Genomic DNA, 22,257 nt, shown 5'->3' with positions numbered 1-22,257 from the left:
TAGCGAACCCCCAACTGCGACTGGAAACTGTGACTGAATACTAGAAAACCCTTTTTTTCAAAAAACAGAATGTCAATTCCTATCATCCCCTTATCTTTAGCCTCCCAAACCTTATATCCATGAATAAACTTAAAGGAACCGGCGTAGCCCTTGTCACCCCATTTCACGATGATTACTCTATAGATTTCGATGGTCTCAAACGACTGGTTGATCATGTAATCGACGGTGGTGTGGATTATTTGGTGGTTTTGGGCACAACTGGGGAAACGGTTACTCTTTCATCTTCTGAGAAAAAACAGGTCCTTAATGCTTGTATAGAATATAATGCTGGGCGTGTCCCTATAGTCTATGGCATGGGCGGCAACAATACCATGTCTGTTCTTAGTGATATCGCAAGCACTGATTTCACTGGTATCACTGCCATCCTTTCGGTGAGTCCTTATTATAACAAACCTACTCAAGCAGGAATAATCGCACATTACAAAGCGATTGCTGATGCTTGCCCAGTACCCGTGATTTTGTATAATATTCCAGGCCGAACTATGTCAAATATCACGGCGGAAACCACCCTGAGTCTAGCTGAGCATTCTAATATTATCGGAATGAAAGAAGCTAGTGGAAACCTAGAGCAATGCATGCAAATCGCTGCAAAAATGCCGAAAGATTTCTTATTGGTTTCTGGAGATGACCTGATGACCAAAGCGCTTTACAGCATCGGTGGATCGGGGATTATTTCTGTGATGGCAAATGCACTTCCAGCTACTTTTAAGGCCGTGTGCCATGGATCAGAATCCGAAAGTCTCGAAGCAGCCTTTTCGCTATTGCCGCTAAATAGCCTCATGTACGAAGAAAGTAACCCTGTAGGGATCAAAAACCTGCTTTGTCATATGGGTATCTGTGATGACCAGGTAAGACTTCCTATGCTTCGAGCTAGCTTAGAATTAAATAAAAAAATCAAGTCTGAATTCCAAAAACTGAAGTAAGCATGCAAAATGCCAGATCGATATCTGAACTCAATCGGCTGATTCAACAGGCCATAGAGACGGAACTTGATCCGGTGATTTGGGTGATTGGTGAAATTGCAGATTTCAGAAAAGCACCTCAGGGCCATGCATATTTTGAACTGGTAGAAAAGCAGGGAAATCAGGTTCAGGCTAAAATAAGAGCTAATCTCTGGTCATTTGCTTATAGGTCTATAGCGGCGAGATTTGAATCCATCACCGGATCCAGCATCAAAAACGGTATGAAAGTACTCGCTCAAGTAGCGGTAAACTTCCACCCACTTTATGGTCTTAGCATCAATATAAAGGATATTGACCCCTCTTTCTCTTTGGGAGAAAGAGCAAGAATCCGCCAAGAAACAATCGACAGGCTTACCAAAGAAGGTTTACTTCGGCTGAATGCTCGCCATCTACTTCCCGCAGTTATTCAGAAAATCGCGATTATCTCTAGTCCTACCGCGGCCGGCTATGGTGATTTTGTCAATCAACTAGCTAGTAACTCCTATGGCTATCAGGTTTATCACAAGCTTTTTCCTTCGGCTATGCAGGGAAATGAGGCAGTTGCTTCCCTAAGCAGAAGTCTGGAACAGATAGAATCTCTGAAAGACGAGTTGGGAATAGAGGCAGTGGTAATCATACGCGGAGGAGGAGCCCAATTGGATCTTGACTGCTTTGATGATTACAGGCTTGCTGCCAAAATCTCAAATTTCTCCCTGCCTGTGCTCACAGGAATAGGACATGAACGGGATGAAAGCATCGCTGATATGGTAGCGCATACCCGACTCAAAACTCCAACTGCCGTGGCTGAATTCCTGCTTTCTGGTTTTCGGGAATTTGAGGAAAATCTAGGCATCGCCATGCAAAGACTAGATCGAGCAACTCGCCAAAAACTCTCTGAGGAACAAACAATAATACACCAAATCGCACATCAGGTAAGAGCATTTTCAGAAAGCCGGCTAAAACTAGAGGCAGAGAAATTGAATTCCTCCATAAGTAGGATTCGTATTTCGAGCAAAAACATCCTGCAGATTCAGGAAAATAGCTTGGCCTCTTTTGAAAAAAATATGAATCGGGGATTAAATGGCTTTTTGCAAAAGCAAAAACAACAGCTAGATTCTATGGACTTACTGCTACGCCAGTTGAATCCTGAGAGCATTTTAGCCAGAGGCTATACCAGAACTGAGATCAATGGCAAGCCTATAGATCCTGCAAAAATCCAACTTGGGGATGAATTGCGGACACATACTTCCAAGCAAAAAATCAGTAGCACAATTACACTAATTGAGGAAAAATGAGCGATTTAAAATACAATGAAGCCATGAGTCGTCTGGAAACCATCTTGGCAGAACTCGAAGAAGGAAAGAAAAGTGTGGACGAGCTTTCAGACTTGGTCAAAGAAGCTGCAGAGCTGGTAAAAACCTGCAGAGGCAAGTTAAAAACCACCGAAGAAGACATTCAAAAGGCGTTTGAAGGAGCCTGATTTTTTGACACTTTTATACTATTTTTTCCAATTCTCTGTTTTAAATATAATTCCCTAAAGGGTATTGGCATATTTGTTGCCAAATTTGCATACAAGTTCTAGCCTAAGGCCAATTTCTCTTTAGTAGAACCCTTCGATATGTCAACACGATTTAAGATCTCTACCTTTATTTTCTTCTTTTTTGCAAGCATTAACTTGTCTGCTCAAAGTTTCTATAAAGAGAAAAATTCTAGAGACAATATTGTGTCCATAGGTATCGGGCCTTCTTTTGCCTATTTGGATAATGGTGGCCCATACAGAGATTTCAGCTTTAATATCAAACCATCGGTATCGCTTTCACTTACCAAAAGGTTAACGGAACGTTTTGATTTGAGAGCTACTGCCGGAGCACAATGGATAGAAAGCACCAAAAATGCCTCGCCTACAGTTCAGGGGATTTGGTTTGAAAATAATGCCGCCTACACTGCCGTTGGTGCGGCTTATTATTTTGATGTAATGCCGAGTGTAAATTTGGTTGCATTTGAAAACCACATGAATCGAAGTATAGTTAATCTCTATGGGGGACTTGGGCTTGGGGTCATGTACAGCGTTACAGACCAAACAAAATCCTACAGTGAGGATGCACAAATTTATAGAGAGAAGCTGACTACCGCCTATATACCGCTTCGAGCTGGCTTGAGCTACACCTTAGGCCCATATTCTGATATTGCTATCGAAAGCACTATGATGGTGAATTTTTCTGATAATATTGATGGAAATATCGGCTTCAATAAATTTAACGACAATCTTATTCAAGGTCAGATAGTCTATAGAAGATACTTTTTCTCCAGCTTTGATCACTAAGATAAGCCTATTCACCACTTAAATAGGGAGATATTCAAGCTGTAAGACAGGCCTTCGCTAGACCGAGATTATCAGCCGGTGACCTCCAAAAATTTCCTAGGCACAGAGATCAACAAATTCTGGTAGATACCTGGAATTCGAATTAAGAAATAATCTTTATTTCCTTTCTCTATCACTTCGCCTGACATGTGTTGCAGCGGCCCTGCAATGACTTTTACCTTTTCGCCGGGTTCTATGGATGATCCATCAGACTCTACGTCTACGCCTGTTTCGATAACGCGCTTGATGATATCCAGATCTTCTTCCCGAACAGTAGCATGCTGTCCAGAAAAATGAACAAACTTCACTGCACCTGGTACTTGCAGGCACTCCCACAACTGGTTCCGACGGGTCTTCACAAACACGTAACCATTAAACATAGCACGCTGCACTTTTTTCTTTCGATCTGACCATTGGCGAAGTTCCTCCACCATAGGCAAGTAAACTTCCAATCCATTTTCTTTCAATCGATCAGCCACTTTCTTTTCAGAGCGTGACTTGGTGTACATCACAAACCACTTCAATTCTTCCATTGTACTCGTATAATTTCGGGTTGGCGAACTTACAAATTCCATGCTTGAAAGGGAAAATATACTTCGCTAAAAAACAAAAAACCTCCGAGACATAGCCTCGGAGGTTTTAACAAAAAAAACCACCAACCTTAATCCAATCAAGATTTAAGTTTACTGATTCTCATTGTGAGTTTATCTGCTAACAAATACATGACTGGTACGATCACTAACGTAAGGAAGGTAGCAAAGGTTAACCCAAATATTACTGTCCAAGCCATCGGTCCCCAGAATGCAGCATTGTCTCCTCCTACATAGAATTGTGGATCAAAAGAACTCAATAATGTGCCGAAATTGATGTTCATCCCAATAGCCAGAGGAATCAATCCAAGCACTGTGGTAATCGCCGTTAGCAATACTGGACGTAGTCTTGTTTTGCCTGACTCTACCACACTTGCTATCATCAAATTGAAAGGCAAGTAATCCTTTGGCCCTATTCCAAGCTCATCTCTTTTTCGCTCACGAACTAGGTTAGTGTAATCAATCAATACAATCGCATTGTTCACCACTACTCCAGCAAGGGAAATAATTCCAATTCCTGTCATGATCACTACAAAGTCCATATTGAATATCACCAATCCTAAGAAAACACCGATAGTACTTAAGACTACCGAAGCCATGATGATAAATGGAGTGGTCACTGAGTTAAACTGCGCTACTATAATTAGGAAAATCAAGGAAATCGCAATTCCCAAAGCTCCAACTAGGAAGCTCATAGACTTCTGCTGCTCCTCCTGCTCTCCTGTATATTTCACCGAAATACCATCTGGAACTTCATAGTTTTGCAATACTGCCTGAATCTGGGCATTTACTGCCGTGGCATTGTATCCCGCTAAAACATTGGAATAAATAGTAATCGCTTTTTCCAAGTCTTTTCTTTTCACAGAACCATAAGTAGAACCGTACTTCACATCAGCTACAGCTGAGATAGGTACTTCCCTCTTTTCACCAAACTTATCTCTAAAACCAATTTTCTTGTTAACTAGCGTGTTGATATCATATCTGAAACCTTCCTTCAGTCTCAACTGAATAGGATAATCATCCTCTCCCTCCTTGTACTTGGAAACCTCCAAGCCGAATAATGCAGTACGAAGATCAGTGGCAATTTCCGAAGTAGAAAGTCCAAATCTTCTTGCCTTGTCTCGGTCAATATCTAAGACTACTTCCGGGTTGCCAAGAGACAAATCAGACTTCAATTCCTCTACTCCTTCTATATTTTGATTGTTCAGGTACTCCCTAGTCTTATTCACAAATGCAATCAACTGATCGTAGTCTTCGCCAGCGAATTCCAAATTTATAGCCTTTCCTACTGGAGGTCCATTGCTTTGCTTATCCACCGTCACCAATACTCCTGGATATTTCACCGCCAACTCACGGATTTCCTCCATTGCGCCGTTGGTATCGATTCCTTGTCTATCAATGTAATCCACAAAGCCAATAGTAATTTTAGCTTTGTGCGGAGTCGGCTGATTACTCGGTCCTTCCATTGGATCGCCAGTTCCTTCTCCTACCTGAGAAATTACTGATTCCAAAATATCCTTGTAATCATCCAACGCTATCATCAGCTCATCTTCCATCCCATCCACAAATTCATTTGTAGCCTCGATATCCGTTCCTATCGGGAACTCTATAAAGACATTCACCAATTGAGGCTGGTTATCTGGGAAGAAAAGTACCTGTGGGGCTCTTACTACTAGCAAGACTAAAGAGAGCACCAACAGTAACACCGTACCTCCTAAGAAAGCGTAAGGCCTCCTACCTCCTAGAGCAAATTCCAAAATAGCTTCATAGCCATTCTCCATCTTAACCAATAATACGGTCTGGAACCAACGAATCGCTTTTCTCAGCACAAAGACATTGAATATTGTAAGCACACAGGCAATCAGCATCAACGAACCAATAGCTGTCCACCCTACTAGGTAAAATAAAGCTGACAGGGTCAGAAATACTCCTGCTACAATAATTGGCTTTCTCTTTGGCTTATCCTTAGTAACATCTTCCACTTTCATGAAAAGTGCCGTCAACACAGGGTTGATCACCAATGCCACAAAAAGCGAGGAAGAAAGAACGATAATCAAGGTAATCGGTAGGAACTTCATAAACTCCCCAACCGTATCCTGCCAAAAAGCAAGTGGAAGAAAGGCTGCTAATGTCGTAGCTGTAGAAGTAATAATCGGCCAGGCCACTTCGCCCACGCCCTCTTTGGCTGCCTGAACAGCACTTTTGCCTTCCGACATCAATCGGTAGATATTTTCCACCACCACGATCCCGTTATCCACTAGCATACCTAGTGCGAGGATCAGGGAGAAAAGCACCATCAAATTCAGCGTGATCCCAAAGGCATTTAAAATCAGGAATGAAATAAACATGGAAAGCGGAATCGCTATCCCCACAAAAAGTGCATTTCTAAATCCTAAGAAAAACATCAAAACCAAAACCACGAGAATAACCCCGAAGATGATCGAGTTCTCCAAATCACTCACCTGCAGTCTCGTGGCCTTGGACTGATCATTGGTGATACTGATTTCTAGATCCGGCGGGAATCTATTAGCTTTTGTTTTGTCAATTATCTCCTTGATCTTATCGGCAGCATAGAGCAAATTCTCTCCACTACGCTTCACCACATTGATCGTGACTACAGGAAGATTTTTGCTTCGCGCATAACTAGTTCGCTCCTTATAAGTATCCTTTACTTCTGCTACGTCTCGTAGATAAACTATTTTCTGATTATCAGTTTTGACGATGATATTGAGAATATCCATCGGGTCGGTAAATTCACCATCCACACGAAGTGTACGCTGGAAATCTCCCGAGCGAATATTACCGCCTGAAATAGTTACGTTTTCCGTTTGTACGGCAGTAGCAATATCATTGAAACTCACGCCTACAGACTCCATTTTGTATGGATCGGCATTGATCTGAATTTCACGCTCTACGGTTCCTGCTAGATCTGCTTTTGATATTTCAGATAGCTTCTCTATCTCATCCTCTAGGTATTCACCGAATTTCTTCAGCTCTGCCTCAGAGTAATTTCCCGAAATATTCACGTTCATGATAGGGAAATCAGAGGTATTGACCTCCACTACATTGGGATCTTGATCCAGATCTGTAGGCAATTCGCTTTTGGACTTGTCCACAGCATCCTTCACATCCTGGATCGCTTTTGAGATCTCCACTCCTGGGTTAAACTCAATTACAATGGATGAAAAATCCTGAACTGAAGTAGAAGTGATGTTCTTGATATCATTAAGTGACTTGAGCTCCTTCTCGATTGGTCTGGTGATCAAGTTCTCCATATCTACTGGCGAGTTGCCAGGATATGGGGTTCCTACATAAACTGTAGGAATTACAATTTCAGGAAAGCTTTCCTTAGGCATATTGCGATAAGCACTTAGACCTAGGAAGGTAATTATCAGCGTAAGAATCACCACTGAGGTGGAATTATCCACACACAAACTGGATAATCCGAACTCACGCGTTTTTATTGGTTTTTGATTTTCCGCCATTGTATTACTGCTGAACTATGTTGACGTTGAAATTATCTCCTACTTCACGGAAGCCTTTATCTACAAGTACTTCGTTGCCTTCCAGACCTTCTAGTATCTCAGTATGCTTATCATAGGTTTTACCTCTTTCCACATATTTTTTCTTGGCTACTCCAGCCTCAACTACAAATATGTAATCACCTCTGTTGTCGCTAAGAATCAAATAACTTGGCACCGTGACAGCGTCATTGTGCTCGTAATCCTGAATTTTCAACACAGAGATCATATTAGGCTTCACCATAGGAAGGTTAGGCAAAAAGACTTCTACTTTGAAAGTACGGTTGTTTGGGTTGATGATAGCACCTACAGAAGATACTCTGGTATGAAGATCCTCATCAACGGAAGGAAAGCTCACATTTACAGAATCTCCCTTTTTCAAGACACCTACATAACTTTCAGAAATATCTGCTTCTATAAAGAGGTCACTATCTCCTACAAATTGGAACATAGACATGCCAGGCTGAACTAATTCCCCTAAGCGAACATCAATAGTTTCAATAGTTCCTGAAAAAGGAGCTCTTACCTCTGCTTTGTCCAAGTTGGTACGGGCCGAAGCCAAGTTTCTCTCCAGTCCTTCTTTTCTATTTTTTGCTTCCAAATACTGCACTTCAGTACCAATCTGCTGATTCCAAAGTCTCTCCTGCTTCTCAAATAAGGTAGTAGCTAGACTGAGTGAATTTTCCAGTTCGTCAATGTTTCTTTCGATCGATTCAGCATCTATTCTAGCTAGCACAGCACCTTTTGCAATTCGCTGCCCTTCACTCACTGGCACTTCAAGGATTCTTCCTGAAGTTTCGGAACTGATTATCACATTCTTCTTAGACAACACAGAACCTGTTACCTCTACGTAGTGCTCAAATCTTCCCTTCTTAGCATTGGCTGTAGTAATAAGTATAGACTTATGATTTTGCTTCGCAAATTCAGGATCCAATGTCATCAACTCTGCCTCCAAGGCTTTAATCTGATTCGTGATTTCATTTGACTGGGTTTTGAGTTGTTCCAACTCTGCTTTTTTAGCCTCCACTCCATCTTCTGTAGCACAAGAAATAGCTACGAAGGCAAGTGCGATTAGGGGCAAAAATTTATATGTTAGTTTCATATTATTTCGTATCTGTAGGAATTAAAATTATTTATTAGGAAGGGCTGGTTTATCTAATCCATCATGGATGATACCCAATGCTTTCTCCAAATCTACCTTGGAGATCAAACCATCATATAATGCACTTAGGAAATTAATCTCAGCCTCAATAAGGTCAGAATCAGCTTCTACCACCTCGAAATTTGAGCCCACACCTTCATTGTATTTGATCTTGGACATATCATATACTTCCTGTGCCAAATCCATACTTTCCCGCTGCACCTTCAATACTTTTAGATCATTGCTGAGGTTTTGCTTTGCCTGAAAAATCTCCAGGTCTATATTTTGGTCTAAATAAAATTTCTGGTTTTCCAACTGACGTAGTTGCAGTCTATTACGCTGAATTCGTGCGCTTTTTGACAAACCATCAAAAATTGGAATATTCAAGGAAATCCCTACCATGGATGAACTAAACCAGTTTATACTTTCAAAAGTAGTCCCAAATGAATCTCCTGCTCCTGAACGAGTAAAGCTGCCATTAAAATCCAGAGTAGGCATGTACTGGGAGGTGTTGTTTTTAAGATCTAAGCCAGTCAGCTCAATATTGGTATTTAACTGATCCATCTCCACCCGATGTTGTCCTTCCAGAGCCAGTAAGGCATTAAGCTCATCCTCTGGATTCAATTCACGAAGTGTCTCCGTGATCACGATATCATATTCTTCCGGCAATCCCATCTGGACTTTGAGTAGCTGCTTCGAAATTTCGTAAGCTGTTCTGCTTCGCTCATATTGAGAATAGGTATTGTTGCGCTGAACCTTAATTCGAGAAACGTCTATTTTCTCCGAAAAACCTGCCTCATACAAGGCAGTAGTCTCTTGAAGAAGGGAGTCAATTCTTGAAAGGTTAGACTCTGAAAGCTTGATCCGCTCAGCATTTACCAAAACACCGAAATACGCCTTCTTAACATTTTCAATCACGTCATTCTCCACTTTGACACGGTCATATTCCGTCAATGCCTTATAAGTCTTGGCAGCCCTTAGCCCTATGAAGAAAGAACCGTCAAAAATCATCTGGCTTACCGTCACTCCTAGATTACTGCTATAAGCAACTCCAAATCGTAGAGGTATCACATCAGAAGGATTATTAGGATCAGCAAACGGCCCCTCGTTCGGCACAAACATCACCGGAACCATGGGATTATACGTAAAGCCGTAAGAGCCATTGATCTGCGGAAGACCAATAGAAGTCTCTTCCTTGATCGTAGTTTCAGAAACCAGAATCTCCAACCTGGCATTCTTTGCATCCACATTATTTTCCAGGGCAAACTCCAAAGTCTCCCTGAGATTGAGTTGCAATACCTCCTGTGGAGGAGCTTGCTCTTGCGCATAAACTTCAGACCTGAGCATGATCAAGGCTAAAATTGCAGCAAAATAAATCTTCATTCTAAACATATTAAATTCTAAAAAGGATCTGTAGTTGTATTAGTTAGTATAGATAGGGTTTCTTTTTAGGTGATTAGCTGACGTTTTGCTTTTGCAAATAAGATTGTCTGCCTTTCTCCGTGAAGATGCCATACAGAAAATGATCGAGTGCAGAAACTTGTAATTCCATAAGGTTGAATTCATTATTCCGAAAATTCACCATATTAAACCCCGCACTAATTTGCTCTACTCTCATTTTCGCCAGAATCGTTGAATTAATTTCAGGGCGAAAATACCCCAGTTCTTTACCTCTTTCAAGTACATTGACAAGATCTGTCTCAATTACTTCAGAACGATACTTTTCAAATACTTCCCAGGTATCAGGAAAATACCTTTGAATTTCTATAATCACCAAAGGATTCATCTTACTCATTCGCTCTCTGACCATTTTGGAAGTATAAACTAAGTGCTCTATTACGCCATCACCTGTCTTCATAAATGATTGAAGACTTTGGCAGTCTTGTTCTAAAACCGTGGAAAAAGCAACTTTCACCAACTCCTTCTTGTCCTTAAATTCCTGATAAATAGTCTTCTTCGACATCCCAGCAAGTCTAGCTATATCTTCCATGGTCACGATTCTAACCCCGTAATTACTAAACTGTTCGATAGCCACCTCCAAGATTTTATCCTTCATATCTTCTTCACCTGTTAATTCGCGTGCAAAACTACGGAAACTTTAGAAACCGTAAAAGTTTCCTTTGCTTAGATTCCGAACAATATTCGGCTTTAATAGAAAAATATTGGAAATAATCGAACGATTATGAACAGTAAATTAATTTTTAGTGAATTTATTCTGTCGTAAACTGCACTTTACCAGGTTCAAGGACGAAATAATAAACTTGAAAATCATTTGGAGGGGAAGCTCAATTAGCTAAAGGTAAGATTAGTTCTTCAGTCCTGTCCGATGCCAGGTGAGCTTGGACTCACAAAATTGAAGTCTCCTGACATCTGTTTCAGTTTCAAAACCCAGAAATCTGAAGACAGCATTTGGTTAGGCACAAGTCATAAGACTTGCGCCAATCAAGACTGAAAACTGAAACTGACCACTGAAAACTGATCACTATATTTTTCAATCTACCCCCCAATTGCTTACCTTTGCATCTTACCAGCCAAAGGACATGATTTTCTTCTTTGAATCCCCTCTAAAAACCGTTTACGCTGTACAATCTCCACAACCTTTCGCACCCGAAGACTTAGAAAAGCTAACTTGGCTTTTTGGTGGAGCTACTGCAATCAGCAAACCATCGCTCACCGGAAACTATTCAGGACCTCGCAAGGAAATGATTACTCCATGGTCAACCAACGCAGTGGAAATCACCGCAAACATGGGTGTCCCTGGCGTTATCCGTGTCGAGGAGTTCTTTCCGTTAACTGAAGGTGACAGCATTGACCCAATGCTTCAGCATAAGTTTGATGGATTGGATCAGGAGATTTTTGACATTCACTTGCAGCCGGAAGCAATCGTAGAAATCAACGATATCGCGGCATACAGCAAGGAAAATGGTCTGGCGCTTAGCCAGGAAGAGGTAGATTATTTGGACAATGTTTCCAAGCAATTGGAGAGACCACTGACGGATTCTGAGGTTTTCGGATTTTCTCAGGTGAACTCGGAGCATTGCCGACACAAGATTTTCAACGGTACTTTTATCATAGATGGAGTAGAAAAGCCACAGACGCTTTTCCAACTCATCAAAGAAACTGCAAAAGCACATCCTAACCGTATCGCTTCTGCTTACAAGGACAATGTGGCCTTCGTAGCAGGACCAAAAGCACAGCAATTCGCACCGAAAACAGCACATCAAGCGGACTTCTTCGAAACCCGTGACATCGATACGGTTATCTCCCTGAAAGCTGAAACACATAACTTCCCAACTACCGTGGAGCCATTTAACGGTGCTGCCACTGGAGCTGGTGGAGAAATCAGAGATCGTATGGCTGGCGGAACTGCCTCTATTCCTTTGGCGGGAACGGCAGTTTATATGACTTCTTATCCTCGTTCCGAGAAAGGAAGATCTTGGGAAAGCAAGCTGGAAGAACGTCCTTGGCTGTACCAAACGCCAATGGATATCCTGATCAAAGCTTCCAATGGAGCTTCTGATTTCGGAAACAAATTTGGTCAACCGCTGATTTCAGGATCTCTCTTGACCTTTGAGCATGAGGAAGACGGCAAGCACCACGGTTTTGATAAAGTAATCATGCTGGCTGGTGGCGTAGGTTTCACCAATGCCAAATACACTAAAAAAGACGAGCCAAAAGCCGGCGATCAGATTGTGATCATGGGCGGCGACAACTATAGAATCGGAATGGGCGGTTCGGCGGTTTCTTCCCTGAACACCGGTGAACTTTCCAATGCAATCGAGCTTAATGCAATTCAGCGATCCAATCCTGAGATGCAAAAGCGTGTTTCCAATGTGATCCGCGCTATGGCAGAAAGCGAAAACAATCCAATCATTTCCATCCACGATCACGGAGCTGGCGGACATTTAAACTGCCTTTCTGAATTGGTGGAAGATGCTGGGGGAACTATCCACATAGACAAATTGCCGGTGGGAGACCCTACCCTTTCCGCTAAGGAAATCATCGGAAATGAATCTCAGGAACGTATGGGATTGGTGATTGGCAAAAAAGACGTAGATACCTTACATCAGATTTCTGACCGTGAGCGCGCGCCATTCTACGTGGTGGGCGAGACAACCGGAGATATGCATTTCAAATTCGAAAATGGCAAAACTGGCGAGAAGCCGGTGGATTGGAACCTGAGCTACATGTTCGGTTCATCTCCTAAGACTATTTTGGAAGATGATACAACCAACGCTTCTTTTGCGGAAGCAACTTATGAAGCCGATCTGATCCAAGCATATATCCGCGAGGTATTGCAGCTGGAAGCGGTGGCATGTAAGGATTGGTTGACAAATAAAGTAGATAGATCCGTGACCGGTCGTGTGGCAACACAGCAGACCGTCGGTGAAATCCAACTTCCGCTGAATGACGTGGCTGTAATGGCGCTTGACTTCACCGGAAACAAAGGAATCGCAACTTCCATCGGTCATGCGCCAGTGGCAGCCCTGGCAGATCCGGAAGCAGGTAGCCGATTGGCGATTGCTGAGGCGATGACAAACTTGATTTTTGCACATATTCAGGACGGATTGCAGGGAATTTCCCTTTCTGCCAACTGGATGTGGCCAGCAAAGAACAAAGGCGAAAACGACAGACTATATAGAGCAGTTGAGGCAGTTTCTGAGTTTGCGATTGATCTGGGTGTGAATATCCCTACGGGAAAAGACTCCCTTTCCATGACTCAGAAATATCCTGACGGAAAGACAGTTTACTCTCCGGGAACGGTTATTATCTCCTCCGTGGGTGAATGCTCTGATGTGCAGAAAACAGTAAAAACTGCCTTGAAGCCTATCAAAGGAAGTAGAATCCTCTACATAGACTTCTCTAAGGACGAATTCAAACTGGCTGGATCAAGCTTCTACCAGGCCTTAAACAAGGTTGGGACAGAAACTCCAGACGTCAAAAACCCTAGATACTTTGCGAAGGCATTTACAGCTGTTCAAGATCTGATCGATCAGACTTGGATTCTTGCAGGACACGACATCTCTTCCGGTGGATTGGTAACAGCCCTTTTGGAAATGTGTTTCCCAGTGCAGAATATTGGTTTGAAAGTGAAACTGGATCGTCTGCATGAAGCAGATCTAGTGAAAGCACTATTTGCCGAGAATCCAGGAATCCTGATTCAAGTCGAAGATGATCACGCAGTGGAAGCCTTATTGGTGGAAGCTGATATTGATTATGTGGAGCTGGCGAAAGTGACTGATTCCGGAAACATTGAGTTTGCAGGAAAAGACCTGACGCTGGACATCGCTGAGCTTCGCGATGTATGGTTCAGATCTTCTTACTTATTGGACAGAAAGCAAAGCGGAGAGCAACTAGCAAAAGACCGCTTTGACAATTATAAAAATCAGCCGCTTGCATTTGAGTTTGCAGAAGGCTGGAAAGGCAGTTTCGAAACTGCTGGACTAGATCCTTTCCGCACTACCAAAGGCAAGGCGAAAGCAGCGATCATCCGTGAAAAAGGTGTGAATGGCGATCGTGAGATGGCTTATTCCCTTTGGTTGGCTGGATTTGAAGTGAAAGACATTCACATGACCGATCTAATCGCAGGTCGTGAAACCCTGGAAGACGTACAAATGATTGTCTTCGTGGGTGGATTCTCCAACTCCGATGTACTGGGATCGGCAAAAGGCTGGGCAGGTGCCTTCCTTTACAATCCTAAGGCTAAGCAAGCACTGGACAACTTCTACGCAAGACCTGACACCTTGAGTTTGGGTGTATGTAACGGTTGCCAACTGATGGTAGAGCTTGGCTTGGTCACTCCTGACCATGCGGACAAACCAAAGATGCTTCACAATGCATCCCATAAGTTTGAATCAACTTTCGTGAACGTAACCATCCCACAAAATGAGTCTGTCATGCTAGGATCATTGAGCGGACAGAGACTAGGCGTATGGGTAGCACACGGAGAAGGTAAGTTTGCACTTCCACAGGCAGCAAGCGACTACTACTTCGCGATGAAATACAGCTACGAAGCTTACCCAGGCAATCCAAACGGTTCCGATCATGCTACGGCAGGTATCGCATCTGCAGACGGTCGTCACTTGGCGATTATGCCACACATCGAGCGAAGCCTGAAGCCTTGGAACTGGGCTCACTATCCAGCTGACAGAAAAGACGACTTTACGCCTTGGATGGAGGCATTTGTGAATGCGAGGAATTGGGTTGAAGAGAAATTGTGATTTACGAAATACGATTTACGAGATAAATTGAACCTCTATCGTAAATTGAGACCCAAACACTTTCGATATAGATTTACAAATCCCTTGGAGCAATCTGAGGGATTTTTTTTGTTCAGAATTTAAGATATCTTGAAACCTCGAATTACAGCAGACAAAATCCACTTTTAACCTCAACCAAGCATGATAAAATACGACCTACCGAAATTCCTGTTGGTCTGCTATATGTTGGTAGGGGTAAGCATGGACATTCTAATTAACAATAAATTCAGTTCGATTTCAATTAGCGATGGATTCGTGCTTTTGATTTTAGTGACGCTAGTGGTGGTATTTTTAAGGAAGCAGAAAGGTGTTCTTTCGTAAGGTAAAGGGTAAAGTAGGTCTGAAAGATGGCATGGAATTGTCTTTGAAAACATTTCAAACGCCATACTTTGATCTCTTTTTCTTAACCTACCCCAGTAGTTCTCATGCTTAATTTTATTGGATTGGTTTTAGTACCTGAATAATACTTTTACTGCAGATCAACAGTAACACAATGTAAAAACAACCATTTATAGGAAAAAACATAATATTCATAAACCAATCCTTGGATCTACTCTACATTTTTAGTATTATCAAATACATTTTTAAAGAGCATTGTATGGAAGATTTTTCAAGTGACAGCATTTTGCAGATGTGGAAAAAAGGATATTCATCCCAACTTAATAAATATTCAAAATTTAGAGATGCAGAACAATTTCACCGGATTGCAGAGATGTGTGCACCTGGACAATCATATTACTACATTCTAAATTTTACAGATATAAGTTTGGATTTTATTCACCCAAATGTAGAACATGTAATAGGAATAAACCCTGTTAATGTGACAATGGCTACACTATTGAAAAACTGTCTAGAAAATGAATTAAAGAGTATACACATCAAGGAAGCAATCTGCACAGATTTCATCACTAATTACCTAGCACAAGAAGATTACTTATCGTATAAAATCATTTACACCTATAAATGCACAGGTAGAAAAGGCAAAAATCAAACTATGCTAATCCAGTCAACCCCACTTTCACTGACAAAAGAAGGTAAGATTGAACATGTTTTTGGTTTACACACAGATATAAGCCATCTAGGAAATATTACCACTGACTGGATTTCCTTTATAAGCCTAAATGGCAAACAATCCTACCTAAACATCAAAGCAGAACAGGTAAGCTTTGACCCCAGATTTGCGAATCTCAAGAAGGAAACTATCACAACTGATCTCACCAAACGCGAGAAAGAAATCGTGAAATTGATGAGTCAAGGCCACACCGCCAAAGCCATTTCCGAAAAACTTTTTATCTCTTTCAACACCACACGAACCCATCGAAAAAACATTCTATTTAAAACTAACTGCTCAAATACAGCAGAATTAATGGCAAAATGCTTAGCTGAAGGGGTGATTTAAGGGAAAATACGCTTTTTGAGTGAAGAAATCAAATTGGAATAATTAACATATTTAAGAAGAAAAGATAATAAATATCAAAAAACATAGCTCATAAATATTTACTGAAACATAAATTAAAACTATTTCAAATGAAGATTCACAAATCATCATTACTAATATCCACTCTATTAGTAGGATGCGCAACTATTCATATACCAATCACTCAAAATATTGATGAGTTCAGTGGAGCCAAAACCATAAAGATGGATAATTGTAAATTAGAACCTAATTATCCATCGAGAATCGAAGGCTTTATATTTAATATAGGAGACAAAGATTTCGAATTAAATCTAGAATATATTACTTCAAAATCAGGAGAAGAGCAATTATCTGTAATTGCAGAAATAGAAACTAACGATCCATTTATGATTGATCAAGGCGAGTCACTGATAATTCTTATTGATGAAGAGCCTATTAAGTTATCCACAGAAGGAGCCTACAATTCAGATTCAGACATTAAGAATACCGGATACAGTATTAAAGCATTATTTAGTTCTAAGGCAAAATTTCCTATATCGCGCGAAATCATCAGTAAAATCGCAAATAGCAATGTTGTTAAAGCTAGGCTTTTGGGTTATGACCCAAACTCATCACAAGATGACAAGCCTGCATTGGAAGGAATATTTGTGGAAATAAATAAAAATGCTTATCGGGATTTTTTAGCCAAAATCCCAGTAGGTTAAAAGTTTTACACCTTAGTTATGGAAATAAAAAGTATAATAAAAAACACCAATAAGAATTCACCCTCTAATCCACTCTTTACTGGATTATTTAAATCGAAGTCATAAACATAAATCATAATTTATGGAGTTTATATACATAATATTTGTAGCCATATTTGGATTTCTAATCTTTTTATTCTTCAAAGGATTTTCCAATTCCAAACATATGGCAAGCGATACTGAGTACAGCCAGGCTGGAGTAACAGTAAATTTCAGTGAACAGTCTTTAACCCTAAAAAACAAAAAGTTTAATGTGAGCCAAGTAACTGGGATTAAAATGAAGCATAATGAGTCGGGAAGAAGAGGGAATAGCAAAGCTATGAATGTGTTTATTGAATTAGATGATTTCGACTACCCATCTCACAAAATTATGTTTCTTTCTAGTGGACAAGGCGAGAAATTCATGCAAAGACTTTCAATAGCGCTCAGGAAGGCAGGAGGCCCAAACTTTAATTAGAATGTCTGGTAAGCTTTAGTCTATATAACTACTAAGATGGCTACTGTTAATCTCCTATAAGAAAGTAACTGGAAACTTCAAAGATGATGATTAAGACAAAAACTCATACACAATATGAAACAGGAAAGATTCGACATGCCTTTGTAATCTATTTGATATAATCCATATCGGAAATGTAACAACTGACTGGCTTTTATTCATGATTGTCAACAGTAAACAATCATATCTTGAAATCAAGGATGAGAATGATCGATTTAATCCAAAACTTGCTAATTTGAAATAGAAGCCAGTCACCGCAGATCTCACCAAGCGGGAACTCGAAATCGTTAAACTGATGAGTCAGGGCCTCACCGCTAAAGCCATTTCCGAAAAACTTTTTATTTCTTTCAACACCACACGAACCCATCGAAAAAACATTCTATTTAAACTAACTGCTCAAATACAGCAGAATTAATGGCAAAATGCTTAGCTGAAGGGGTGATTTAGAGAAAAATACGCCTTTTGGGGGATGTCAAATCATGGTGTTTTCAGACATATTCCCATCGGGAATATAGAACAAATTGATTTTAAGAAATCCTTTCCACTCAAAATACAAATCCCATTTAAATAGGTACCCAAAATAGAAACTCACAAAAAAATGAAAAAAGTAAGAATATTGTCAATAGATGGTGGAGGAATTAGAGGAATATTACCAGGAATAATAATAGATCAATTAGAAAAAAAGTTTCAGAAGAAAAAAAACAACAGTAATCTCAGAATAGCAGATATGTTTGATTTCATGGCAGGGACAAGTACTGGTGGAATTCTAACATTGTGTTATCTTATTTCAGATGAGGCAAAGAGACCAAAATTTAAAGCAGAGGAGGCAGTAAGTATATACCTAGATAGAGGTGATGAAATATTTGATGTCAATATTTCACAAAAATTTAAAAGTGGCAATGGAATAACTGATGAAAAGTACGATGCAAGCGAATTAGAAGAAGCATTACAAGATAATTTTGGTGAAGTAAAATTATCAGAACTATTAAAACCATGTATAATAAGCTCATATGACATCAGAAATGGAAAACCACATTTTTTTAAACAGCATATGGCAAAAAATGAAATCTACGATTTCAAAATAAAAGATGTTGCTAGAGCAACTTCAGCTGCACCTACATACTTTGAAACAGCTAGAATAAAAAATGAAATAGGAACACCATACCCTCTCATAGATGGTGGTGTATTCGTAAACAACCCTGCTCTTGTAGCCTATTCAGAGGTTCGTTGTATGAACTTTGAAGGAATAGAAAAATTCCCAACAGCAAAAGACATGATGATTGTTTCTTTGGGAACTGGGAGTTTTGGTAAATCTTACGAATATAAGAAAGCAAAAGATTGGGGAGCAATTGGCTGGATAAAACCAATATTAGAAATAATGATGTCTGGAAATTCAACTACGGTTGATTACCATTTGAAACAAATTTATGGCACTCTAAATCAAACAGACAGTACTGATTACCATAGACTAGAACCTGTTTTGAAAGAAGCTAACCCGGAGATGGATGATGCATCTCTTGAAAATATCATTAAATTAAAAGAGGATGCATTATCATTTATCTCTCAACCTCAAATTGACGCAGAACTGGACATCATTATAGATAAATTATTAAAATACGAATGAAAGTGCTCAATTTCATAAAGAGCATCTTACTTCTTGACAAGTTTCTTCAAGGACCTGATTTTGATAGCCAGTTTTTTGACATATTACTTACTACCCCATCTAGGTGTAGTTATACAATTGTTAGGTCTGAGTGTAGTTCCTAGCATTGGCAGTAAATGTTTATAATTTGTACTTTAATAGAATTAATTTTATGAAAAAAAATTATAAAGAAAATAGGAATGGATTTCCATATCAAAAATACTTAAAGATATTTTTGCTTTTAAGTATTTGGTCAGTACTGTTTTCATGCGCAACCAAAAGGGATTTAGTAAGAATAAACAAAGAATCAAGTTCTGAAATAGCTCAATTGCGTGGAGAAATACTAGCTATGTTGAAAGATAGTGATGGGGACGGGATTGCAGATTATTTAGATTCGGAGCCAAATACTCCAAGAGGGGCAAGAGTTGACGCTTCAGGTAATACATTGGATTCTGACGGTGATGGCACACCGGATCATAGTGATAAGTGTCTTTTCCTTCCAGGACCAGCATCAACAAATGGATGTCCTGTAGAAGAAGTTCGAGAGGATAGAACTTTAAGAGACCCGAATAGACCAGATCAATTTTGGCCAATTCCAAACCCAACATACGTTGAAGATATCTCAGATGGGTTTATTGAAAAGGATGATGATTTAGAAACAGTCTATGGAAAAATAAGGAAACATTTACAAGAAAAGGGAAGACAGTTTAATAGGATTATGTTTGTTCCAGAATCTGGTTTTGTGGTTTTTTCAAATTTAGAAAGGATAAATGATTCGGGAACTAGATTAGATTTACCCATTGAAATTGAAAGAGGAGGATGTGGTATTTTAAATATTTTTCATTGTCTCTACGGTAGACCAAGTGCTAGATATATGTTTTTTGGATATGTTGTAAATACCCGGATAGGTTTAACTACTACAGATGACATTCAAGAGTACAATGAGATAATGAAGGTTGTTAATCGGGGGTTTATTAATCTTGACAAAAGTTACGTTAGGGATATTTACAATAATTCCATTTCGGCAGATGAATATACCATATCTTTAATTGTTTACGAATATGAAACTTACCCTGGCCAGGCACCAAAACTGGTGTCAAATACAACTGTTGATTACTTAAAATTATTATTTAAATAAGCTTTAAATGATTGAAAAGTTCAAAGCACAAGAACATTTGACAATTCTGTGGATTAGTTCTACTATAGTAATTGGCTTGTTTCTGTTTTCATTTTCCTCAGATGTTATCACTGAAAATAATGAAGCAATTTGGTCTTGGTATACAAGGTCTACCCTACCATTTAACACGCTTATAATTACAGCAATGTTTGCTATAAAAAGAACGCAAAATTTAAAAGAAATTCATATTCAAAAATCTTACTATTTCATTACTTTGGGAGTTTCAGTTTCATACTTTCTCCTAATTATCGTTTTCATATTAAAGACCCAAACTAATGCTTCCTTAGAAACAATTCAACTCATCTCGAATCAGTCAAACCATATCCAAACTTTCTTTGAGGCATTTGTTACAGGTACTTTGGGTTATTTTTTCGTAACCAGCGGAAAAATTGAGGAATAAAAACTTTTGTTTTCCCCCACCTGAGCGTAGTTGGATAGCACAGCCCTAAGAGTTTGCCTGCCCCCCGCTCGGCGTAGTTTGATCGCTCGAGGCACTGGGTGTAGTTTGCCTGCCCTACTACCCGCCTGGGTGTAGTCAGATCGTCGTCTAAGCGTAGTTTTTAACTACGCTTTACTATCCTTAGCAATTTTGTAATTGGTTCAACTATACCATTTACCCAGAGTTAGCTGGAAGAAATACATTGAAATATTCTGCCAATTTTTTTATCTTGTTTTTTTGTAGAAAACAATCAACGAACTGTAAATCAAACCCTTAGAAAAATGGAAGAAGAAGAAGAAGAAGAAGAAGAAGACCAGACTATTTACACCGTAACAGTAAACTACGAAGGTCAATACAGCATATGGCCAGTTGATAGAGAGCTCCCGCTCGGATGGGAAAGCGTGGGGAAGCAGGGGTATAAGCAAGAATGTTTGGAATATATCAAGGGAATATGGACTGACATGAGACCACCCTCCCTCTAGGCGTAGTATACTTTTCTCTCGGTCAGTTACCAAATAGGCGTTGGTCTGGGTGTAGTTTGTAACTACACCCAAATATCCTAACCGATTTGAAATCGGAAATTACTGCAATCTAGCGTCCAACGATGAAATCGAATAGCAAATTCGTTGGGAGAGAAAGGATTATAAAATCCGCAAGGGGGTTAATATTTTATTCTGTAGATAATCTTTTTATATGTTTCTTCACCTCAGAAACTTCTTTACTCTCTTCAAATATTTTCTTCAAAACAAAATCAAGAACAGCTCTTAAACTCATTGCTTGTTCAAAACAATCTGAGTCGGATAATTTATGGACTCCAACAGAAAGAGTCCCATAAAGTAATTTAAATGGATTAACCCCTAGCCCTTTTAACGAATCAGGTAAAAAATTAAACACCTCCTCTAATAAATCGGCAGTTTTATGGGATTTCTTATGTTCATCCAATAGCTGTCTAATTTTTGAACTTTTCGGATCATTTAAATCAGCAACTTGTTCCAAAAGATTTATCAATTCTGTTTCAACTATTCTCCTGAAGTATACAAATGACCCTATCCCATAATTTGATGATAGGTTCATTAATGCTTTTTTAGAGGTAACCATATAAGTTCATATATTTATGTAGTCAAAAGCGCAAGTAATGGATATTTTCAAAGGTCAAGAGATCATAGAGTTCAGTAGAAGCTTCCAAACTGATTTGGATTGCAAGAAATATTTGGCAGATCTTAAGTGGAAGGATGGGTTTACTTGCCGAAAATGTGGTCACCACGGAAGTCAAATGCGAAAAGATTACGCAAGAACATGCAATAAATGTAGTGATACAGAAAACCCAGGTGCAGGCACTTTGTTTCATAAGGTCAAATTTGGTCTTTTGAAGGCATTTCACATTTGTTTTGAAATGAGTACGAGTACAAAAGGCTTGTCAGCATTGTATGTTGCAAAACGTTATTCTATCAATCATAAGACTGCAATG

Annotated in this window: 18 protein-coding genes and 2 pseudogenes; 14 read left to right on the top strand and 6 right to left on the bottom strand. The window is 39.7% G+C overall.

From position 1 onward, the window contains the following. Positions 1 to 119: 119 nt before the first annotated feature. From dapA to LV85_RS16150, 4 genes are all read left to right on the top strand, one after another. Positions 120 to 983 carry a 4-hydroxy-tetrahydrodipicolinate synthase gene (gene dapA, locus LV85_RS16165; protein ID WP_111321316.1) on the top strand — a complete coding sequence of 288 codons (864 nt, stop codon included), beginning with the start codon at positions 120 to 122 and terminating at the stop codon, positions 981 to 983. Positions 984 to 985: 2 nt separating this feature from the next. Continuing rightward, entirely contained in the window at positions 986 to 2,296 is a 1,311-nt protein-coding gene (xseA, locus tag LV85_RS16160; RefSeq protein ID WP_111321314.1) for an exodeoxyribonuclease VII large subunit, read from the top strand. Beyond that, on the top strand, positions 2,293 to 2,481 hold the full coding sequence (gene xseB, locus LV85_RS16155) for an exodeoxyribonuclease VII small subunit (RefSeq protein WP_111321312.1): 189 nt from the start codon (positions 2,293 to 2,295) through the stop codon (positions 2,479 to 2,481). The genes xseA and xseB overlap by 4 nt, the downstream gene beginning before the upstream one ends. A gap of 138 nt (positions 2,482 to 2,619) precedes the next feature. Continuing rightward, on the top strand, positions 2,620 to 3,324 hold the full coding sequence (locus LV85_RS16150; RefSeq protein ID WP_111321310.1) for a hypothetical protein: 705 nt from the start codon (positions 2,620 to 2,622) through the stop codon (positions 3,322 to 3,324). A gap of 71 nt (positions 3,325 to 3,395) precedes the next feature. Here the strand turns inward: LV85_RS16150 and LV85_RS16145 are convergent, their stop codons facing one another. The 5 genes from LV85_RS16145 to LV85_RS16125 all read right to left on the bottom strand — a co-directional run bounded on the left by LV85_RS16145 (position 3,396) and on the right by LV85_RS16125 (position 10,671). Continuing rightward, positions 3,396 to 3,896, bottom strand: coding sequence for a UpxY family transcription antiterminator (locus tag LV85_RS16145; protein WP_111321472.1), 501 nt, complete (start codon positions 3,894 to 3,896; stop codon positions 3,396 to 3,398). Positions 3,897 to 4,033: 137 nt separating this feature from the next. Further along, positions 4,034 to 7,438, bottom strand: a complete 3,405-nt coding sequence (locus LV85_RS16140) for an efflux RND transporter permease subunit (protein ID WP_111321308.1) — start codon at positions 7,436 to 7,438, stop codon at positions 4,034 to 4,036. A 4-nt stretch (positions 7,439 to 7,442) separates the two neighbouring features. Continuing rightward, positions 7,443 to 8,576: an efflux RND transporter periplasmic adaptor subunit gene (locus tag LV85_RS16135; protein WP_111321306.1), complete on the bottom strand. Its 1,134-nt coding sequence runs from the start codon at positions 8,574 to 8,576 to the stop codon at positions 7,443 to 7,445. A gap of 27 nt (positions 8,577 to 8,603) precedes the next feature. Continuing rightward, positions 8,604 to 9,998, bottom strand: a complete 1,395-nt coding sequence (locus LV85_RS16130) for a TolC family protein (RefSeq protein ID WP_317046455.1) — start codon at positions 9,996 to 9,998, stop codon at positions 8,604 to 8,606. 73 nt (positions 9,999 to 10,071) lie between these two features. Next, complete coding sequence (locus LV85_RS16125; protein ID WP_111321302.1) at positions 10,072 to 10,671, bottom strand: TetR/AcrR family transcriptional regulator; 600 nt, start codon at positions 10,669 to 10,671, stop codon at positions 10,072 to 10,074. A gap of 484 nt (positions 10,672 to 11,155) precedes the next feature. Between LV85_RS16125 and purL the strand changes: the two genes are divergently transcribed. From purL to LV85_RS16080, 9 genes and pseudogenes are all read left to right on the top strand, one after another. Further along, complete coding sequence (gene purL, locus LV85_RS16120; protein ID WP_111321300.1) at positions 11,156 to 14,836, top strand: phosphoribosylformylglycinamidine synthase; 3,681 nt, start codon at positions 11,156 to 11,158, stop codon at positions 14,834 to 14,836. Positions 14,837 to 15,473: 637 nt separating this feature from the next. Then, a complete protein-coding gene (locus LV85_RS16115) occupies positions 15,474 to 16,274 on the top strand; it encodes a helix-turn-helix transcriptional regulator (protein WP_111321298.1) in 801 nt (266 codons plus the stop codon). A 128-nt stretch (positions 16,275 to 16,402) separates the two neighbouring features. Then, positions 16,403 to 16,996, top strand: a complete 594-nt coding sequence (locus LV85_RS16110; protein WP_111321296.1) for a hypothetical protein — start codon at positions 16,403 to 16,405, stop codon at positions 16,994 to 16,996. A gap of 121 nt (positions 16,997 to 17,117) precedes the next feature. Next, the gene (locus tag LV85_RS16105) at positions 17,118 to 17,492 is read left to right on the top strand and encodes a hypothetical protein (RefSeq protein WP_111321294.1); all 375 of its coding nucleotides are present in this window, start codon (positions 17,118 to 17,120) and stop codon (positions 17,490 to 17,492) included. A gap of 313 nt (positions 17,493 to 17,805) precedes the next feature. Next, a pseudogene (locus LV85_RS16100) lies at positions 17,806 to 17,946 on the top strand (response regulator transcription factor); the annotation flags it as partial. Between the two features lie 183 nt (positions 17,947 to 18,129). Continuing rightward, positions 18,130 to 19,155, top strand: coding sequence for a patatin-like phospholipase family protein (locus tag LV85_RS16095; protein ID WP_111321290.1), 1,026 nt, complete (start codon positions 18,130 to 18,132; stop codon positions 19,153 to 19,155). 349 nt (positions 19,156 to 19,504) lie between these two features. Beyond that, a pseudogene (locus LV85_RS16090) lies at positions 19,505 to 19,720 on the top strand (thrombospondin type 3 repeat-containing protein); the annotation flags it as partial. A 598-nt stretch (positions 19,721 to 20,318) separates the two neighbouring features. Continuing rightward, positions 20,319 to 20,750, top strand: coding sequence for a hypothetical protein (locus tag LV85_RS16085; protein WP_111321288.1), 432 nt, complete (start codon positions 20,319 to 20,321; stop codon positions 20,748 to 20,750). A gap of 320 nt (positions 20,751 to 21,070) precedes the next feature. After that, the gene (locus tag LV85_RS16080; RefSeq protein ID WP_111321286.1) at positions 21,071 to 21,271 is read left to right on the top strand and encodes an MbtH family protein; all 201 of its coding nucleotides are present in this window, start codon (positions 21,071 to 21,073) and stop codon (positions 21,269 to 21,271) included. A 187-nt stretch (positions 21,272 to 21,458) separates the two neighbouring features. Here the strand turns inward: LV85_RS16080 and LV85_RS16075 are convergent, their stop codons facing one another. Beyond that, positions 21,459 to 21,887, bottom strand: a complete 429-nt coding sequence (locus LV85_RS16075; protein WP_111321284.1) for a hypothetical protein — start codon at positions 21,885 to 21,887, stop codon at positions 21,459 to 21,461. 37 nt (positions 21,888 to 21,924) lie between these two features. Here LV85_RS16075 and LV85_RS16070 point away from each other — a divergent pair. After that, positions 21,925 to 22,257 (top strand): transposase (locus tag LV85_RS16070; RefSeq protein ID WP_146260489.1); only part of this gene is annotated, 333 nt, incomplete at its 3' end.

The sequence above is a fragment of the Algoriphagus chordae genome (genome assembly GCF_003254055.1).
In the GTDB taxonomy this organism is placed as follows: Bacteria; Bacteroidota; Bacteroidia; order Cytophagales; family Cyclobacteriaceae; genus Algoriphagus; species Algoriphagus chordae.
Note: the sequence above shows the minus strand (reverse complement) of the source record. Positions and strands in the feature narration are given on the sequence as shown.

Bases quoted from the DNA above. Each gene is read 5' to 3' on its own strand.
- dapA (WP_111321316.1), top strand. From the start codon at position 120: ATGAATAAACTTAAAGGAACCGGCGTAGCCCTTGTCACCCCATTTCAC.
- xseA (WP_111321314.1), top strand. From the start codon at position 986: ATGCAAAATGCCAGATCGATATCTGAACTCAATCGGCTGATTCAACAG.
- xseB (WP_111321312.1), top strand. From the start codon at position 2,293: ATGAGCGATTTAAAATACAATGAAGCCATGAGTCGTCTGGAAACCATC.
- LV85_RS16150 (WP_111321310.1), top strand. From the start codon at position 2,620: ATGTCAACACGATTTAAGATCTCTACCTTTATTTTCTTCTTTTTTGCA.
- LV85_RS16145 (WP_111321472.1), bottom strand. From the start codon at position 3,896: ATGGAAGAATTGAAGTGGTTTGTGATGTACACCAAGTCACGCTCTGAA.
- LV85_RS16140 (WP_111321308.1), bottom strand. From the start codon at position 7,438: ATGGCGGAAAATCAAAAACCAATAAAAACGCGTGAGTTCGGATTATCC.
- LV85_RS16135 (WP_111321306.1), bottom strand. From the start codon at position 8,576: ATGAAACTAACATATAAATTTTTGCCCCTAATCGCACTTGCCTTCGTA.
- LV85_RS16130 (WP_317046455.1), bottom strand. From the start codon at position 9,998: ATGAAGATTTATTTTGCTGCAATTTTAGCCTTGATCATGCTCAGGTCT.
- LV85_RS16125 (WP_111321302.1), bottom strand. From the start codon at position 10,671: ATGAAGGATAAAATCTTGGAGGTGGCTATCGAACAGTTTAGTAATTAC.
- purL (WP_111321300.1), top strand. From the start codon at position 11,156: ATGATTTTCTTCTTTGAATCCCCTCTAAAAACCGTTTACGCTGTACAA.
- LV85_RS16115 (WP_111321298.1), top strand. From the start codon at position 15,474: ATGGAAGATTTTTCAAGTGACAGCATTTTGCAGATGTGGAAAAAAGGA.
- LV85_RS16110 (WP_111321296.1), top strand. From the start codon at position 16,403: ATGAAGATTCACAAATCATCATTACTAATATCCACTCTATTAGTAGGA.
- LV85_RS16105 (WP_111321294.1), top strand. From the start codon at position 17,118: ATGGAGTTTATATACATAATATTTGTAGCCATATTTGGATTTCTAATC.
- LV85_RS16095 (WP_111321290.1), top strand. From the start codon at position 18,130: ATGAAAAAAGTAAGAATATTGTCAATAGATGGTGGAGGAATTAGAGGA.
- LV85_RS16085 (WP_111321288.1), top strand. From the start codon at position 20,319: ATGATTGAAAAGTTCAAAGCACAAGAACATTTGACAATTCTGTGGATT.
- LV85_RS16080 (WP_111321286.1), top strand. From the start codon at position 21,071: ATGGAAGAAGAAGAAGAAGAAGAAGAAGAAGACCAGACTATTTACACC.
- LV85_RS16075 (WP_111321284.1), bottom strand. From the start codon at position 21,887: ATGGTTACCTCTAAAAAAGCATTAATGAACCTATCATCAAATTATGGG.